Below are 16,116 nucleotides of genomic sequence, written 5' to 3' on the forward strand. Positions count from 1 at the left end.
GGGCCTCCCCGGTCGCCGGGGGCAGGTCGTGCCCCCTGTGGGAGGAGGGACGCCGGGCGGGGACGACGTGGTTGATCCACCGGCGCGCGGAGCCCGGCACCGGCCGTGGCCACGGCCGGCCCCTGCGGAGGGGAAGTGGGGGCGATCCGTTCCACCCTGCGGGTGACTCCCGCCCCGTCGGGCCCGTGCGCGGCGGTCGGCTGCCCAGACTGGGCCGCGGCGGCACGGGCCGCCCGGGAAGGGAGCCGCATGGCGGACAGTCGAGTTCTGGTGGCGGTACGGGAGCATCACAAGGACGAAGGTGCCGGGGCCAAGCAGATGGTCCGCATCCGCGAGGCGATCGAGGAACGGGGCTTCGACGTCCGGTGGGCGGTCGACGTGCCCGACGCGGAGGCGGTCCTGCGCACGGAGGCCGGGCTGACGGCGGCGATGGTCGCGTGGGAGCTGCCCGGCCGGCCCGGCGCGAACGGCGAACCGGGCGGTGCGGCGGTGCTGCGCTCCCTCGGCCGGCGCTACCGGGACCTGCCGGTGTTCCTCGTCATGGACGGCGACGGCGTGCGCGACCTGCCGCTGTGGGTGTCCGAGTCGGTCGTCGGGTACGTGTGGCCGCTGGAGGACACCCCGGGGTTCATCGGCGGCAGGATCGCCTCCGCCGCCCGGACGTACCGGGAGGCGATCCTGCCGCCCTTCTTCCGGGCGCTGCGCCGCTTCGACGACGCGCACGAGTACTCCTGGCACACGCCGGCGCACTCCGGCGGGGTCGCCCTGCTGAAGTCGCCCGTCGGCCGGGCGTTCCACGACTACTTCGGGGAGCGGCTGCTGCGCAGCGACCTGTCGATCTCCGTCGAGGCGCTCGGCTCGCTGTTCGAGCACAGCGGGCCGATCGGCGCCGCCGAACGGAACGCCGCCCGGGTCTTCGGCGCCGACCTCACCTATTTCGTGCTGCACGGGGACTCCACCTGCAACCGCGTCGTCGGCCACTTCAGCGCCACCCGCGACGAGATCGCGCTGGTGGACCGCAACTGCCACAAGTCGGTGCTGCACGGGCTGGTCGTCTCCGGCGCGCGCCCGGTCTACCTCGTCCCCACCCGCAACGGCTACGGCCTGGCCGGGCCGCTGCCGCCGGCGGAACTGGACGCGGAGTCGGTCGCGGCCCGGATCGCCGCCAACCCGTTGACCGCCGAGGCGGTGTCGGCGCGGGCCCAGTACGCGGTGTTCACCAACTCCACCTACGACGGCCTGTGCTACGACGCCCCCACGGCGGCACTGGCGTTCGCCGCGAGCACCCCCCGGCTGCACTTCGACGAGGCGTGGTTCGCGTACGCCCGCTTCCACCCGCTCTACGCGGGCCGGTACGGGATGTCCGTGGACGAGGACGCCTTCCCCGGCCCCGACCGGCCGACGGTCTTCTCGACCCAGTCCACCCACAAGCTGCTGGCGGCGCTCTCGCAGAGCGCGATGGTGCACGTCAGGCCCGCCCCGAGGGCGCCCGTCGAGCACGAGCGGTTCAACGAGGCGCTGATGATGCACGGCACCACCTCGCCGCTCTACCCGATGATCGCCTCGCTGGACGTGGCGACCGCGATGATGGACGGGCCGCAGGGCCACTGGCTGATCGACGAGGCGGTGACGGAGGCCGTCCGCTTCCGCCAGGAGATGGTGCGCATCCGGCGCCGCATCGAGGACGCCGGCGACCGGCCGCCGTGGTTCTTCGGCGTGTGGCAGCCCCCGGCCGTCACCGACCCGGGCACCGGTGAGCGGCTGCCGTTCGACGAGGCCCCGGCCGATCTGCTGCGCACCGAGCCCTCCTGCTGGCACCTGGAGCCCGACGCCGACTGGCACGGCTTCCCGGGGCTGACCGACGGGTACTGCATGCTCGATCCGATCAAGGTCACCCTGACCTGCCCGGGCATCGACGCCACCGGCGGGACGGCCGAGTGGGGCATCCCGGCGCGGGTGCTCACCGCCTACCTGGCCACCCGCAACATCGTCGTGGAGAAGACCGACAGCTACACCACGCTCGTCCTGTTCTCCATGGGCATCACGAAGGGCAAGTGGGGCACCCTCCTCGACGCGCTGACGGACTTCAAGTCCCTCTTCGACACCGACGCGCCCATCGACCGCGTCCTGCCCGCGCTGGTGGCCGAGCACCCGCACCGCTACGCCGGCCAGACCCTGCGCGCGCTGTGCCAGGACATGCACGACCACCTGCGCTCCGCCAGCCTCGTGGACCTGCTCGACAACGCCTTCCGGGAGCTCCCCGAGCCGGTCGCCCCGCCGCAGCGGTGCTACCAGCGACTGATCCGCGGCGGCACGCACCGGGTACGCCTCGCGGACGCGGCGGGGCAGGTGGCCGCCGCCATGGTCACCGTCACCCCGCCCGGCATCCCCGTGCTCATGCCGGGTGAGGGCGTCCGCGCGCCCGACGGGCCGCTGCTGCGGTACCTCACCGCGCTGGAGACGTTCGACCGACGCTTCCCCGGTTTCCGCAGCGAGACGCACGGGGTGACCCTCGACCCGGAGACCGGCGACTACCTCATCGAGTGCCTGCGGCCGACGGGCCCGCAGGAGACGGACCCGGAGGCGCTGCTGCATCAGGCGTGACCCGACCGCCCGCCCTCAGGGCCGCCGCCGTCCCGGTCACGGTGCGGCGGCGGCCGGCGACGCGGTGACGGCGTGCGCGGGCGACGGCTCCCGGCGGGTCCGACGACGTGGGTGAAGTACAGGGCGGAGGTGACGGAGTGGGCGCCATCACCGAGGGAGTCAGTCAACTGGACGGCACGAAGGGCTGGTTGGGGCCCGCGGGGTGGCAGGACGTCCGGCACGGCACGGACGGTACGCGGCCGGTGGTCCGCCTCCGCGGGACATGGGGGCGCCGTCTTCCCGGGCCATTCGGAGCCGGCGGGGCCAGGTGGGGGCGGACCCGACCTGACCGGCGGAGTCACCCTAGGCTGGCCGTCATGGGGACGACGGGTGCGCAGGACGTCGACGCGGCGGTCGGTCTCGCCACCGCCGCGCTGCGTGAGGTGGCGGACCGGGACTGGTCCGTGCCGGCCGCGGGGTCGGAGTGGAGCTGCCGCGACGCGGTGGTGCACCTCGCGCAGGGCTTCGCGGGGTACGCCGCCCAGGTGGCGGGTCGCGTGGCGCAGGGGTACGTGCCGTTCGAGGTCGTGCCCGAGCCGGGTGCCACCCCGGACGGGCTGGTGCGCCTGGTGGAGGCGACGGGCGGGCTGCTGGCCGCGGCGGTGTTCCGGGCACCCCGGGACCTGCGCGCCTGGCACCCGTACGGCCACGCGGACGGCGACGGCTTCGCGGCGATGGGCGTCGTGGAGGCGCTGGTGCACACCCGGGACGTCGTCGCGGCCCTGGGCGCCCCGGACTGGCGGCCGCCCGGACCGTTGTGCGCCCGCGCCGTGGAGCGCCTCTTCCCGCAGGCGCCGCGCGACCACGACCCGTGGCGGACGCTGCTGTGGGCCACCGGCCGCGGCGGGCTCGACGATCTGCCCGGACTGCGGGCCTGGCGCTGGTACGCCGACCCGATCCGCTCGGGACGGCTCGTCCTGTGCGAGCTGTCACCGGACCTCGCCGCGGACCTGCACGACGGCGGGGAGGGCGGTTTCGCCTGGGCAGCCGGAGGGCCCGCGGAGGGCACCCGGTTCGCCGGGGGCCTGGTCGAGCAGGCGCACGAGGTGGGCGCGTACCGGCCGGGCTGGGGCGTGTACGTCATCGTCCGCGCCTCCGACCGGCGCGCGGTGGGCGGCATCGGCTTCCACGCCGCGCCGGACACGGACGGCGCGGTGGAGATCGGGTACGACGTCGTGGAGTCGGCACGCGGCCGCGGCCACGCCACGGAGGCGCTGCGCGCGCTCGCCGCGTGGGCGTTCTCCCGGCCGGAGGCGAGGCTGCTGCGCGCCACCGTCGAGCACGGCAACGCCGCCTCGCACACGGTCGTCGGGCGGGCCGGTTTCCGGCCGGTCGGGTCCGGCGACGGGGTCGTCCGCTACGAACTGCGGCGCGGCGGGCTCCGACGGGGCTGACCAGGGCACCGCCCCGGCTACCCGGGCCGGGCCTGGGCCCCGGCCGCCCCGGCCCGGGCCGCGTGCCGTCCGGGCGCGGAGCCGGCTGCCGGACCGGATGCCGGACCGGGCGCGGGGCCGGATGCCGGACCGGCGCCGGGGTCGGGTGCCGGACCGGCGCCGCGACTCGGCCCGGGCCCCGGGCCAGGCCCGCGGCGCTGCGGGGCCGGCCGGGGCCGGATCCGTTCGAGTGCCGCGCCAGGTGACCGGGCCGCGGGCCGTCCGGGCCCGGCGCCGGCCCCCGGACGGGTCGTTCCGCAGGGTCGGGGCGCCTCGGCCGTGCGTGCGCGACGCGCCCCGGACACACGCCGGAACGGCCCGGCATGACCCCGGAGGGGCGGGGTATCCGGACGGGGACCCGAGCCGGCGCGACTCCCCCCGGCCGCGCGTCCGGGCACCTGGCCCCGCCACCCCTTCCTGTCCCGGTGGCGGGGCCACCTTCCGTCCCGGGCCCGCCGGCTTCCCGCCGGGCCCGGTCCGCCCGAACCGCCGGTCTCCCGGGCTCGCGCCTTCCCCGGCGGACGTCAGGGGTCCTGCGGTTCCGCCCGGAGCAGGAGCATGGCGATGTCGTCGGTGTACCGGCTCGACCTCCAGGCGTGGCGGATGAGGCCGTCGGCGAGGAGGCCGGGGTCCTGGGACGCGTGTGCGGCCAGGTACCGGGCGAGGTCGGCGGTGATGCGCTCGGGATCGGCGCCGGGGACCTCGGTCAGCCCGTCGGTGTAGAGGGCGAGCGTCGTGCCGGGCGTGAGCAGCAGGTCGGTGACGCTGAAGGAGAGGTCGACGTCGACGCCGAGCAGCGGGGCCGGGTCGAGGGGCAGCGGTCCCGGCGGCCGCCCCGGCCGGTACAGCAGCGGCGGCGGGTGGCCCGCGCCCGCCAGGGCGGCCCGGCCCCGGGCGAGGTCGATGTGCATGTAGAGGCAGGACACCAGCAGGTCGGTCTCCAGGTCGGCGAGGACGCGGTTCGTCCGCGCGAGGACCTCGCCGGGGGCGGCGCCGGCGGTGGCGTGGATGGCCGTGCGCACCTGCCCCATGAGCGCCGCCGCGGCCACGTTGTGGCCCTGGACGTCACCGATGACGGCCGCGACCGTGGTGGGGTCGATGCGGATGACGTCGTAGAAGTCGCCGCCGACGTTCATGCCGTGGCTCGCCGGGAGGTAGCGGGCGGCGATCCGCAGGCCCGCCACCGTGGGCAGGCTCCGCGGGAGCAGCGCCTGCTGGAGGCCGTGTGCGAGGTCGTGCACGGCGTCGTACAGGCGGGCGCGGTCCAGGGCTTGGGCGATCAGGCCGGCCAGCGAGGTGAGCACGGCCCGCTCGTCGGCGGTGAAGGGGCGCGGGTGGTCGTAGGAGAGGATGCAGCAGCCCACCGGGCGACCCGAGATGACGAGCGGGAGGAAGGCCCACGCCTGCTTCCCGCTGATCTTCGGGGCCTTCGGGTAGCCGCGCGCCATCTCCGTGGGGTCGGCGAAGAAGGAGGGGACGCCGGTGGCGAGGACGTCCCCGGCCGGGGTGAGGTCGGTGTCGAGCGGCAGCCCGTCGAGGCGCTCGATCACCTGGGGGTCGTAGCCGTGGTGGCCGGTGATCCGCAGCCGGCCGGCGTCGGCGGCGGACAGCACCAGGCCGTCGGCGTCGAACGCGGGCAGGATCTGCTGGGCGACGAGGTCGACGACGTCGCGGACGGCGACGGTCTCGGTCAGGGCGGCCGCCAGGTGCAGCAGCTGGTACAGCCGACCGACATGGGCGGCGTCCGACGCCGAGGTACTGGCGGGGACGGTGCCGGGCGGCGCGGGACCGGCGGTGCCGGCGGGCGCCGGAGTGGTCGGCTCGGGAGCGGTCGGCTCGGGCGCGGTCGGCTCGGGCGCGGTCGGCTCGGGCGCGGAACCACGGGCCGGGGCCGGGCCGGGCGGCACGGGCTCGGGGCCGTCGGGCGGGGTGGCGCGGGTGACGCGGACGCTGATGCCGCTCGCGTCCGGGTGGAGCTCGAAGCGCAGGTACGTGCCCGGAGGACGCAGGGCGGTGAAGGCCACGGGGTCGCGGCTGATCACGGCGGTGCGGTAGTGGTCCTCCACGAAGGGGGCGTCGAGCCAGGGCAGCGACTGCCAGGGGCGGGTGCCCCGCAGCCGGTCGGCCCCGCGGCCGAGGAGCGCCGCGGCGGTCGAGTCGAGGAAGGTGATCCGCCCCTCCAGATCGAGCGCCACGGCCCCTTCCGGCAGGCGTTCGACGTAGTCGGCGGCGGCGTGGTGCGACGGGTCGGCCGCGCGGTCGGCGGTGAGCGGGATGAGGCGAGGGCGGGCGGGCGCGGCGGCCGGGACGGGTGCCTCGTCGAGGGTGCGGGCGATACGCCGGGCGGCGGCTGTGATGTGCCCCTGCTCGCGGCGCGTGGCGGCCTCCGGGTGGCTCGCCGGCCACAGCAGGAGCAGGGCGCCCCAGCAGCGGGCCCGGCCGGGCAGCGGAGCCGCCGCCAGCGCGAACCGGTACGGCAGGCCCGCGGCGGCACGGGGGTAGGCGCGGGCCATGTCGTCCTGGGAGGCCACCCAGACCAGGCGGTCCTCCCGAACGGCGTCGGCGACGGGGAACGGGGCGGCCACGGCCATCCGGCCCCACGGCAGTGCCACCTCCGCGGGTACGCCGCACATCACCGCCAGGTCCAGCGCCTGGGCAGGCTCGTCGAGGAGGTAGACGCCCCCGGCGGAGGCGCCGGTGCGCCGTACGGTGTCGGCGAGCGCCGTGTCGAGCCGGCCGGTGCCGACGGGCTCCTCATCGCGCGGGGTCACCACGGCCCCCTGCGGCTCCGGCGGGGACCGGCACGCGGTGGCGCCCGGCGGGCCGCGCGACCGGCCGGGGCGCGGCGTCGCCCCGGCGACCCGTACCGGACCGGGTGGTGCACCCGTCACCCATACCAGGACAATACGCTCATCTCAGGGGCCCTGCGCCGCGTCGCCCACCCGTGACCCCGCCCTCGGCTCCCGGCCGACGGCCGGGCGGCCGGGCGGCCGGGCGGCGACGGTCGTGCCCCGGCCCGTCGCCGCCCGGCCGCCGCGCCCGCTGCCACGCCGCCGCTCCCCCACGGCGGCACCCCCGTCCGCGCGGACCGACGATCGGGTCGTGTCGGCCGCATCGGACCCTGCCGGTCAGGGGCCGGCCGGGAGTCGGTCAGGTCGCGCCCGTCGTACCGGTCCGGTCGTCCGGTGGTGACGTGACGGTGCGGAACTCGACGGCGACGTCGTACAGACCCGCGCTCGACGTGATGGGGGTCGTCGCGTCGTCACGCGCGGCTTCGGTGCGCTCCCTGAAGAGCGTGTCGGCGGTGGCCGCCTCCCACGCCTCCTGGCTCTCCCAATGCGCCACGTTGACCAGTTGGAAGCGGTTCTCCGACGAACGTGCCCGGTGCAGGCGGGAGTCGAGGAACCCCGGCTTGGCACTCATGAGCGCCGCCCGTTCCTCCCAGCGGGCGACGAAGGCGTCCAGGTGCTCGGCTGTTATCTCGAAGACGTTGATGAACGTGACGGAAGTTCCCGGCGCGGTCACCGACGGGTTGTCTAAGGCCATGGGTCGACTCTATAGCCGCCCCGCACCGCCGCGTCCGAGACCCCGAACGGCCCGTCGGAGCCCGTCCGTTCCCCGCGCCGGCGGACGGGGCGGCGGGGGCGACGGGGGGTGGCCCCCGGCATGATCGCCACAATGGGGGCGGGGGTGACGGCGCGGCAGCGCCACCGGCCCGGGTCCGCGGCCGCACATCCGCCCCCGGCGCCGACGCCCCTCCCTGACGACTTCTCCTGGAGGACCTGTGAAACCTCGGAAACTCCGCTGGCTCGTGCCGTTCCTCGCGGCACTGCTCGCGGTCGTCTCGCCGATGGCGCCCGCGCACGCGGCAGCCGCCGCCGACTGCGCCGGAACGGGGGTGGAACGCTTCGGCGCGGCCTCGGTCTCCGGGGCGATAGTCGGCGCCGTCGTGCACGAGGGACGCGGCTACGTGGTGACCCGCGGTCAGACCCCGCCGATCCTCGCCGAGTACGACCTCGCGACGAAGAAGATCGTGCGCCAGGTGCCCCTCACCGACTGGCCGGGCACCGTCGCCCCCGAGGGCGCGTGGGCCACCGTCGTCTCCGGCGGCAAGATCTACGTCGGCACCTACCCGGCACCGCTCCTCTACCGCTTCGACCCGGCGACGGGCAAGGCGCAGTACCTGAAGACGCTCGGCGGGGCGAGGGGCACCATCTGGAGCCTCGCCGCGGCGCCGGACGGGAAGATCTACGCCGGCACCAACCCCGACGGGCGGGTGTGGGAGTACGACCCCGCCGACGGGGCCGCCAAGAGCTGGTCCCTCGCGACCGGCGAGCACCACGTGCGCGCGGTGGCCGCCGACGCGACCCACGTCTACGCCGGGCTCCTCGACACGAAGCAGCTGCTCGCCGTCAACCGGTCCACCGGCGCGGTGCGCCTGCTGGCACAGGGCGACACCGGGTTCTCCACCGTCTCCGTCGGTCGCACCCGGCTGCGCGCCGGCAGCGGCTCCACCCTGTACGACATGAAGACCGACGGCAGCGACGTGCGCAAGGTGTCGCTCGGCCGCAACTCGGCGGACTCGATCGGGGTGGCGCCGGACTACACCGCGTACGTCTCCACCCGTCCCGCCGGTCACGTCTTCTCCTACCGCACCGGTGACGCGGCGCCGACGCTCGTGGGCACCGGCAAGCCGCAGGACGAGACCCGGCACCTCGCCGTCGACGGCACCACCCTCACCGGCTTCGCCGGCAGCGGCGGGGTGTGGACGATGGACCTGACGACCGGCAGGTCGGCGCACACCGACCTGGTCGCGGCCGGCCTCACCGTGGGCGCCGAGCGCCCCCACTCCGTCCTGCTCCACACCGACGGCACCGTCTGGGTGGGCGGCCACTTCGGGATCACCGTCCACGACCCGGCCACCCGCACGTCCCGCCGCATCTGGGTGCCGGGCGAGCCGAAGGCCATGGCCCGCGTCGGCGACCGGATCTACGCGGCCCTGTACCCCAGCGGCGAGATCCTGGAGATCGACCCGCGCGACGACGACCGGGTGCGGTCCCTCGGCGCGCTGGGACACGGGCAGCAGCGCCCCTGGGACATGGAGTACGACCCCGCCACCGGCAAGCTGCTGGTCGCGTCCGTGCCGCCCGGCCCTAACCTGAAGGGCGCGCTGACCGTCATCGACCCCGTGGCGCGCACGATGAAGGTGTTCGTCGACGTCATCCGCGACCAGGGGCTGACCACGCTGAGCGCGGGCCCGAACGGCGTCGTGTACGTCGGCGGTGACGTCCTCGGCGGCGGTACGGCCGTCGCCACCCGGAGCACGGCCGCCGTCGCCGCCTTCGACCTGGCCACCGAGAAGGTGCTCTGGGAGACCGAGCCGCTGCCGGACAACCGGACGCTGCAGGACGTCAAGGTCCACGACGGCCTGCTGTACGGGGTCCTCAAGCGCAACGCCGGCTGGTTCGTCATGGACCTGAAAACCCGTCAGGTCCTGCGCCACGGCGCCCTGTCCGGCTACGGCGAGATCGAGGTCCACCAGGGCCAGGTGGTCACCTCGACGTACTTCGACGGCGGGAACGTCTTCCTGCTGGGCCCCGGCCTGGCGGCGCCCCGGAAGCTCGCGACGGGGCTCGGCGACGAGTGGCACACCGACCCGCAGCTCGCCTTCGAACCGGCCGGCTGGCACGCCTGGACGCTCGTCGACCGCCAGCTCGCGCGCCTTCGCCTCGACCCGGCGTGTGCGCCACCCCTGCTCACCTCCTGAGCGTGCGGTGGGGGCCGCGTCCGCGCGGCCCCGCTGCGGCCGTCCCGGCCCCCGACTCACGCCGGACCGTCCGGGCCGGGGGACCCGGGCGGACCGTCCGGGCCGGGCGGGAAGCGGACGGTCAGCAGCGCCCGGTCGTCGGGCATGTCCGAGTCGGGCTGCTGGTGGAGGAGGAGGTCGCAGGTGCCCCGGGCGTCGAGACCGGCGGTCGTGCGGGCGGTCCGGGCGAGGCGTTCGAGCCCCACGTCGAGGCTCTCGCCGCGCCGTTCGATGAGGCCGTCGGTGTAGAAGAGCAGCGTGGCGTCGGCCGGGATGGCGATCTCGGCCTGCGGGTACTCCGTGTACGGCACGGGGCCGAGCGGCGGGGCCAACGCCCCCTCCAAGTACTGGGTGGTGCCGTCCGCGCCGATCAGCAGGGGCGGCGGATGGCCCGCCTTGGTGTAGCGCAGCGTACGGGTGGGACGGTGGTAGGCGGCGTAGCAGGCGGTCGCCATGCGGCCCTCGTGGTAGGTGCCGAGGAAGTCGTTGAGCTCCGCCATGATCGTCGGCGGGTGTTCGCCGTGGCGGCGGGCGATGCTGCGCAGCACGGTGTTGATCTGCGCCATCGCGGTGGCTTCGGCGATGCCGTGGCCGGCGACGTCGCCGATGGTGAAGCCGACGGTGTCGTCGTCGAGGAGGTGGACGTCGTACCAGTCCCCGCCGACGTCGACCATGTGCGTGCCGGGGGCGTAGCCGCTGGCGATGTCGAGGTCGGGGACGTGCGGCAGGCGGGGCAGCAGGCTGCGCTGGAGCCTCTCGGCGAGGCGGTGCTCGTGCTCGAAGAGGCCCGCGCGGCGGACGGCTTGGGCGATCTGCTGGGCGATCGCGACGCTGTGCTCGACGTCGGGTTCGGCGTCGGGCGCGTGGTGGACCGCGAGGCTCCCCAGGTGGATGCCCTCCGTCTCCAGGGGGACGCGCCGTCCCGTCGCGGGCAACGGTGCGCGCGGCGGGGCGCCGGACCGCTCGTCGAGGTCGATCCAGGGGGTCGCCGGGTTCGGGAGGGTGTCGGTGGGGCCCAGGGACGGCACGACGCGCCGCACGTGGAGCTCCAGGGTCACCTCCACCGCGTCGAGCGCGGCCGGTGCGCAGCGGTGGACCGCGTCGCAGACGTCGGTGAGGTTCCCGCTGGCCGCGAGTGCGGCGGTGAGCCGGTACAGGCGCTGCATGCGGGCGCGGGCCGCGGTCTCGGCGCGCAGCAGCCGGTCCCGCTCCTCGGCGATCGCGTGCCGGTAGGCCAGTTGCCGGTCCATGAGGTGGACCCGTTGGCTGAGGGCCACGAACCGGTCGCTGACGTCGAGGCGCGCCAGGTGGATCTGGACCGCTGGTTCCTCGCCGCGCCACCAGGCGGCGCGGGCGCCGTGGCACCGCAGGCGCACGGGCGGCCCCTTGCCGTCGCGCACCGTCATGACACCGGGCAGCGGGGATCCGCTGCGCAGCCACTGCCGCAGCCGCCCGGCCACCTCGTCGGCGTCGGTCACCAGCTCCAGCAGCTGTGCTCCGGGGCGCATGCCGCCGACCGTGCGGTGGGTCGCGGCGTTGGCGGCGAGGATCCGTCCCGAGGCGGTGCACACCATGACGGCGTGGGGCAGGGGCCGGGCGACGGCGTGGAAGACGGACAGGTCCATCTCATCCGCCCGTCGTCGTGGGGGCCGCTCGGCCGGTGCAGGTCCTTCCCGGTGCACCGGGCTCACCGCTCGCACCCGGTTCACCGGTGGCGGGCGCCGCCGCACTGGGGGCCCCGGGCTCACCGGCCGTGCCGGTCGTCCCGGTGGTTACGGACGTCCCGGCCACCCCGGCCACCCCCGCGTCGCCGTCCGCCGTGGGCGTCCGCGCGTCGCCGAAGTACTCACGGCCGGGTTCGTCCAGCACGTCGAGGTCGGGCCGCAGGTGCACGACCACGCGGCAGCCGGAGCTGCCGCGGGCGATGGTCTCCTCCAGGTCGACCCGCGCGTAACCGAGGTTCTGCGCGGCGATGGTGCCGAAGATGTTGGACGTCATCATGCACATGGACTCGCGGCCGAGCACCTTCTCCGCGAAGGGGCAGCTACGGCTGCCGAGGACGATCTTCTCGTCGTCCTGGGAGATGACGAAGAAGTCGCCCTTGATGCGGAGTTTGAGGTCGACCAGCACGTCGGCGACCTGCTCACGGGTGAGTCGCGGCACCTCGAGGGCCGTGGTGTACGCCTCGTTGATGTGCGAGCCGACCGACTGGCCGACCAGGCTGATGTAGCCCGACGCCTCCTCGAGCCCGACGACGGACTCCAGGGAACTCGCCAGTTCCCGGATGAGGCCACGCATGAACACGTCGCGGTCCAACGCGACGTCGAGTTCCTTCGCCGACTTCAGGGCCGCCCCCTTCCGTACGCAGTGGAGCACCGTGCGGCCTGCCGGCGCGTACACGACTCCGGGCGCGGTCGCCCGGGGTTCGTGACCCCGTTCCTCCGAGCATAGGACGCCGCTCACAGGTTGTTGAACCCTCGCTTACACGACCGTCCGGACATGGGACAATGCCTCCCGCCGGTCCGGTGCGGACCCCTCGCGGCGCTTCGGACGGTGGCCGTTCCCCCGCCTCCACCACCGCGGGAGACCGACCGCGGATCCCTGGTCCGTGTGCGGCGGATGGGGTCGGAGTGGTGGATCAGCCGTGCTGGGGGACGCACTTCCGGGATGACCGCCGTCCCGGCCGGCGACCGGCCGGCGTGCAGCGTGTCGACCCGGCCGGGCCGCACGTGCCGGCACCGCTCGGGGGCGAGCGGGTCGGGCCGTACGGTGACGCGTCCGCCGGGTGCCGGGGACGACGCTTGCGGGGAACGACGCTTTCCCCAACCGGAGTCCGGCGATCTCCACGCCCGGCCCCCCGCCGGGAGCCCGGTGGCCGATGTGCCCCCTCGGCCACCGGACACCGGAGCCGGGCGGAGGGTTCCGACGGCGGCCCGCTCCGGCCGGCCGGAGCGTCGCGGGAAGGAAGGCGGATCGCACCGGTCCGAGGGCGTCCATCGGCCCACGGCGCTCCCGCACCGGGGGCAGCAGGGCAGCGGGCAGCGGGGGGGGGTGACGCAGCGGTGCCCCCTCCGCACGACCGCGAGAAGGGGCACTGCTCGCGGTCGTGCGGAGGGGGCACTCGGGGTGCGGCGGCGGCCGGTGGACGGTCGTCCGCGGGGAACCCGTGACAAACGCCCGCCCGGGTCAGGCGGCGTGACGGCCGTGACCGCGGGAACGCGCCGCGCCCGGCTCCCGCGAGTGGACGAGGCGCAGGTGACCACGGCGGGCGTGCCGCGGCTGGGCGGGCGGTGCCGGCCGCGCCGACGGGGCCGGCGGGGCGAGTATGCGGTCCTCGTACCGACCGAGCAGCACGACGGCGAGGAGGAGGAAGGGCGGCAGCAGGATGCCAAAGAGGAACACGGCGTCTCCCGGAAGGAAATGGGTGGTGTAGTCCGGGTTGCCGGGGTCCCCGCGGCCATGGCCGCAAGTCTGTGAAGGTCTTGTGACCGATACGGTGTGGGGGGCGGGGCGCGTGGTGGATGCCCGCGCGCCCGGGGCGCACACCTCCCGTCACGTTCCCCGGGGCGCCTTCGCGTGGCGCGGTGGGTAGTCCTGCGGGGTGAGACCCTCATGGATCGTTCAAAGCAGAAACGAATCGCCCTTCTGGGAGGCCCCCGCCCTCAGCGCGGGGCTGCCGCGCCCGCCCGTGAACACGGTGGCGGTGGACGTGCACCCGTGGGAACTGCGCCTGGGGGACGTCGTCCCCTTCTCCGACCACGTGGGGCGGCCCGTCATCGACATACGAGCGGTGAGCCTGGGCCAGCGGGCCCGGTGCCTGACGTTCGCGGACCTGCCGCCGGTGACCGTGCACGGCCGCATCCGCGTCTACCGCAAGTGTGAGCTCCGGGTCGCCTGACCCGGGCGTGCCCCCGGCCACGGGCGTCGGGGGCACGCACCGCGCCGGTGCCGTCCCGCGCGCCGCACCGACCGCGCCGCACCGACCGAGTGCCCGGACCGCTCGAACGGCCCGGGACGGCCCGGACGGCCCGGCGCACCCGCAGCACCACCCCTCGCCAACCGGCCAACGGTCGGCGAAAACCGCGGCACAGGCAACGCGACGCGTCCCCATCGACTCTTGCTGGTCGTCAGACCGCCACTTTCACGATGGGACGCACGGTGGTTACGAGCAACGCGAGACGAGTGACCCTCGCCCTGACCGCAATAGGTGCCGTACTGGCGCCCACGACACCGGCTTTCGCCGCACCGGTTCCGCCCCCGGTGGACCTGCGGGCGGACGTGGACCGGGACGGCCGCGTCGACGTCACCGGGACGACCGACACGGCCGGCGAGGACGGGTGGACCGCCGACCGCGGCGCCGTGTTCCTCCCCAACATCGACGACGACACCAAGCGCTGCCCCGCCGCGGGCCCCGGTGGCCGGCCCCTGTCCGACGCCGCGCTCGCCGCCTGCAACGACGCGGCCGACGCGGTCGTCAACGGCGGTGCCGACGCCTCCGACCTGGCACGGGTCCGCTCCGTCCCCATGGCGAACCTCCCCGCGACCGCGACCGGCACCCTGACCCTCCGGGCCGGCGCCAAGAACACCCGGGTCTTCGTCAAGCGGACCTCCGGGTGGGCCCTCGTCACCGGCAAGACCCGGCTGACCGCCGCCGAGCTGCGCGCCGGGGTGGAGTTCGGCGCGGAGGCCACCGACGTCGTCCGCGACGCGAAGGCGTGGGGCGGGCGCGCCGTGCTGCGCCTGACGGTGACGGTGCCCGGCGGGCGGACCACGACCGACGACGTCACCCTGCGCGTCGCGCCGCTGCTGACCCACCACCACCTCCAGGCCGCCCAGCAGCTGATGGTGACGAAGGTGCCCGGCAAGGACGACTACGCGCGCCGCCAGCAGGCGTTCGTCGCCGGGCTGGCCCAGGAGGTGAAGTCCGCCGGGATCACCCCGCCGCTCCTCACGTTCGACAAGTACCAGGACGTGTGGGCACAGGACTTCGTCGAGCCCGGGTACGTGAGCATGCCCGCCGTCGACGGCCGGCGGCAGGTCATCCGCGTCATGCTGCGCTCGGCGCAGCCGGACCGGGAGTCGGGCCGCGAGCTGTTCGAGAAGCTGCGCGGCCGCGGCGTCGGCGTGGTGCAGGTGTCCGGGGTCCGCGAGTCCGAGGAGTGGACCCTCAACTCCATGGGGAACCTCGAGACCGTCCCGCCGTACACCCACGGCGGCCGTTCCTTCCCCGCCGGGCGCATCATCATGGGTGAGCGCAAGGACTACGGCTCCAAGCCCGCACAGGCCATGCGGACGCTGCTGGCCTCCCAGGGCATGCAGGACCCGCTGCTGCTGGACACGTCGTGGCTGCACGTCGGCCACGTCGACGAGTTCGTGCAGTTCCTGCCCGCCGACACCCCGCGCGGGTGGAAGATCGGCATCGCCGACCCCGAGGCGGGGCTGAAGCTGCTGCGTGACGCGCAGAAGGCCGGGCACGGCAAGGTGCGGATGTTCTCGGTGCCGGGGACGAAGGACACGCCCGCGCCCAAGGAGACCATCGACCAGGCCCTTGCCTCCCGGTGGCTCGTCGCGGACAACACCATGGCCGCCCAGCGGATCAGGGCCAACCTCGCCGTCCTGCAGCGCGAGACGGGCGTGACGGACGCCGAGGTCGTCCGCGTGCCGGCCCTGTACACGCGCGGCACCGAGGAGGCCGAGCGCGGGGACCGGGTCCCGCGGCTGACGCGGCTGGGAGCCGGCCAGGTGCCCGAGGCGGTCAGCGAGTACGGGCAGCAGCGGGAGCTGACGCGCCGCACGGACCGCGCCGGTACCGCGGAGACCGTCATGACCAGCGCGTACGTGCCCGGCGCCGTCAACGGCATCCTGCTCGCCCGGGACCGCTACCTGGCACCGCGCCAGTGGGGCCCGGTCATCGGCGGCAAGGACGTCTTCACCGACGCGGTGACCGCCGCCTACACGACGGCGGGGATGCGGGTGTCGTACATCGACGACTGGTACACCTACCACCTCGGCATGGGCGAGGTGCACTGCGGCACCAACACGCTGCGCAGCACCGCCGACGCCTGGTGGAGGCGCTGACCGGGAGGCGTGCCACGCCTCGGTCGGGGGGGCGGGGGCGGGCCGGGCGGCCCCCCCCCCGCCCCCCCGCCCCCCCGGGGGGGGGGGGGGGGCCCGCGGGGCCACCGCGACACTCCCCCCGCAGCCCCCTTAACATGTATTATCAAGTCCAGGCCC

At 75.3% G+C, this 16,116-nt stretch carries 10 protein-coding genes; 5 read left to right on the forward strand and 5 right to left on the reverse strand.

Going from position 1 to position 16,116, the window contains the following annotated elements; translation table 11 throughout:
- Positions 1-249 precede the first annotated feature (249 nt).
- Together ACF053_RS01310 and ACF053_RS01315 are read left to right on the forward strand one after the other, a co-directional pair.
- Positions 250-2,604, forward strand: a complete 2,355-nt coding sequence (locus ACF053_RS01310) for an Orn/Lys/Arg family decarboxylase (protein WP_391951865.1) — start codon at positions 250-252, stop codon at positions 2,602-2,604.
- A gap of 356 nt (positions 2,605-2,960) precedes the next feature.
- Positions 2,961-4,037, forward strand: coding sequence for a GNAT family N-acetyltransferase (locus ACF053_RS01315; RefSeq protein WP_391951866.1), 1,077 nt, complete (start codon positions 2,961-2,963; stop codon positions 4,035-4,037).
- A 563-nt stretch (positions 4,038-4,600) separates the two neighbouring features.
- On the opposite strand, the gene ACF053_RS01320 is transcribed toward ACF053_RS01315, so the two are convergent.
- Together ACF053_RS01320 and ACF053_RS01325 are read right to left on the reverse strand one after the other, a co-directional pair.
- Positions 4,601-6,847: a SpoIIE family protein phosphatase gene (locus tag ACF053_RS01320; RefSeq protein WP_391951867.1), complete on the reverse strand. Its 2,247-nt coding sequence runs from the start codon at positions 6,845-6,847 to the stop codon at positions 4,601-4,603.
- A gap of 379 nt (positions 6,848-7,226) precedes the next feature.
- Complete coding sequence (locus ACF053_RS01325; protein ID WP_391951868.1) at positions 7,227-7,622, reverse strand: antibiotic biosynthesis monooxygenase family protein; 396 nt, start codon at positions 7,620-7,622, stop codon at positions 7,227-7,229.
- Between the two features lie 238 nt (positions 7,623-7,860).
- On the opposite strand from ACF053_RS01325, the gene ACF053_RS01330 reads away from it, so the two are divergent.
- Positions 7,861-9,843, forward strand: coding sequence for an outer membrane protein assembly factor BamB family protein (locus ACF053_RS01330; RefSeq protein WP_391951869.1), 1,983 nt, complete (start codon positions 7,861-7,863; stop codon positions 9,841-9,843).
- 56 nt (positions 9,844-9,899) lie between these two features.
- Here ACF053_RS01330 and ACF053_RS01335 read toward each other — a convergent pair whose 3' ends face one another.
- From ACF053_RS01335 to ACF053_RS01345, 3 genes are all read right to left on the reverse strand, one after another.
- Positions 9,900-11,507, reverse strand: a complete 1,608-nt coding sequence (locus ACF053_RS01335) for a SpoIIE family protein phosphatase (protein WP_391951870.1) — start codon at positions 11,505-11,507, stop codon at positions 9,900-9,902.
- A gap of 1 nt (position 11,508) precedes the next feature.
- Positions 11,509-12,282: a methanogen output domain 1-containing protein gene (locus ACF053_RS01340; RefSeq protein ID WP_391951871.1), complete on the reverse strand. Its 774-nt coding sequence runs from the start codon at positions 12,280-12,282 to the stop codon at positions 11,509-11,511.
- A 786-nt stretch (positions 12,283-13,068) separates the two neighbouring features.
- Positions 13,069-13,284 (reverse strand): hypothetical protein, encoded by a 216-nt coding sequence (locus tag ACF053_RS01345; protein WP_391951872.1) that lies wholly within the window; start codon positions 13,282-13,284, stop codon positions 13,069-13,071.
- 301 nt (positions 13,285-13,585) lie between these two features.
- Between ACF053_RS01345 and ACF053_RS01350 the strand changes: the two genes are divergently transcribed.
- Entirely contained in the window at positions 13,586-13,780 is a 195-nt protein-coding gene (locus ACF053_RS01350) for a hypothetical protein (protein WP_391951873.1), read from the forward strand.
- Positions 13,781-14,028: 248 nt separating this feature from the next.
- Positions 14,029-15,960 carry a protein-arginine deiminase domain-containing protein gene (locus tag ACF053_RS01355; protein ID WP_391951874.1) on the forward strand — a complete coding sequence of 644 codons (1,932 nt, stop codon included), beginning with the start codon at positions 14,029-14,031 and terminating at the stop codon, positions 15,958-15,960.
- The last annotated feature ends 156 nt before the right edge of the window (positions 15,961-16,116 follow it).

This window comes from Streptomyces kanasensis (genome assembly GCF_043077165.1).
Lineage (GTDB): Bacteria > Actinomycetota > Actinomycetes > Streptomycetales > Streptomycetaceae > Streptomyces > Streptomyces changanensis.

Bases quoted from the DNA above. Each gene is read 5' to 3' on its own strand.
- ACF053_RS01310 (WP_391951865.1), top strand. From the start codon at position 250: ATGGCGGACAGTCGAGTTCTGGTGGCGGTACGGGAGCATCACAAGGAC.
- ACF053_RS01315 (WP_391951866.1), top strand. From the start codon at position 2,961: ATGGGGACGACGGGTGCGCAGGACGTCGACGCGGCGGTCGGTCTCGCC.
- ACF053_RS01325 (WP_391951868.1), bottom strand. From the start codon at position 7,622: ATGGCCTTAGACAACCCGTCGGTGACCGCGCCGGGAACTTCCGTCACG.
- ACF053_RS01335 (WP_391951870.1), bottom strand. From the start codon at position 11,507: ATGGACCTGTCCGTCTTCCACGCCGTCGCCCGGCCCCTGCCCCACGCC.
- ACF053_RS01355 (WP_391951874.1), top strand. From the start codon at position 14,029: ATGGGACGCACGGTGGTTACGAGCAACGCGAGACGAGTGACCCTCGCC.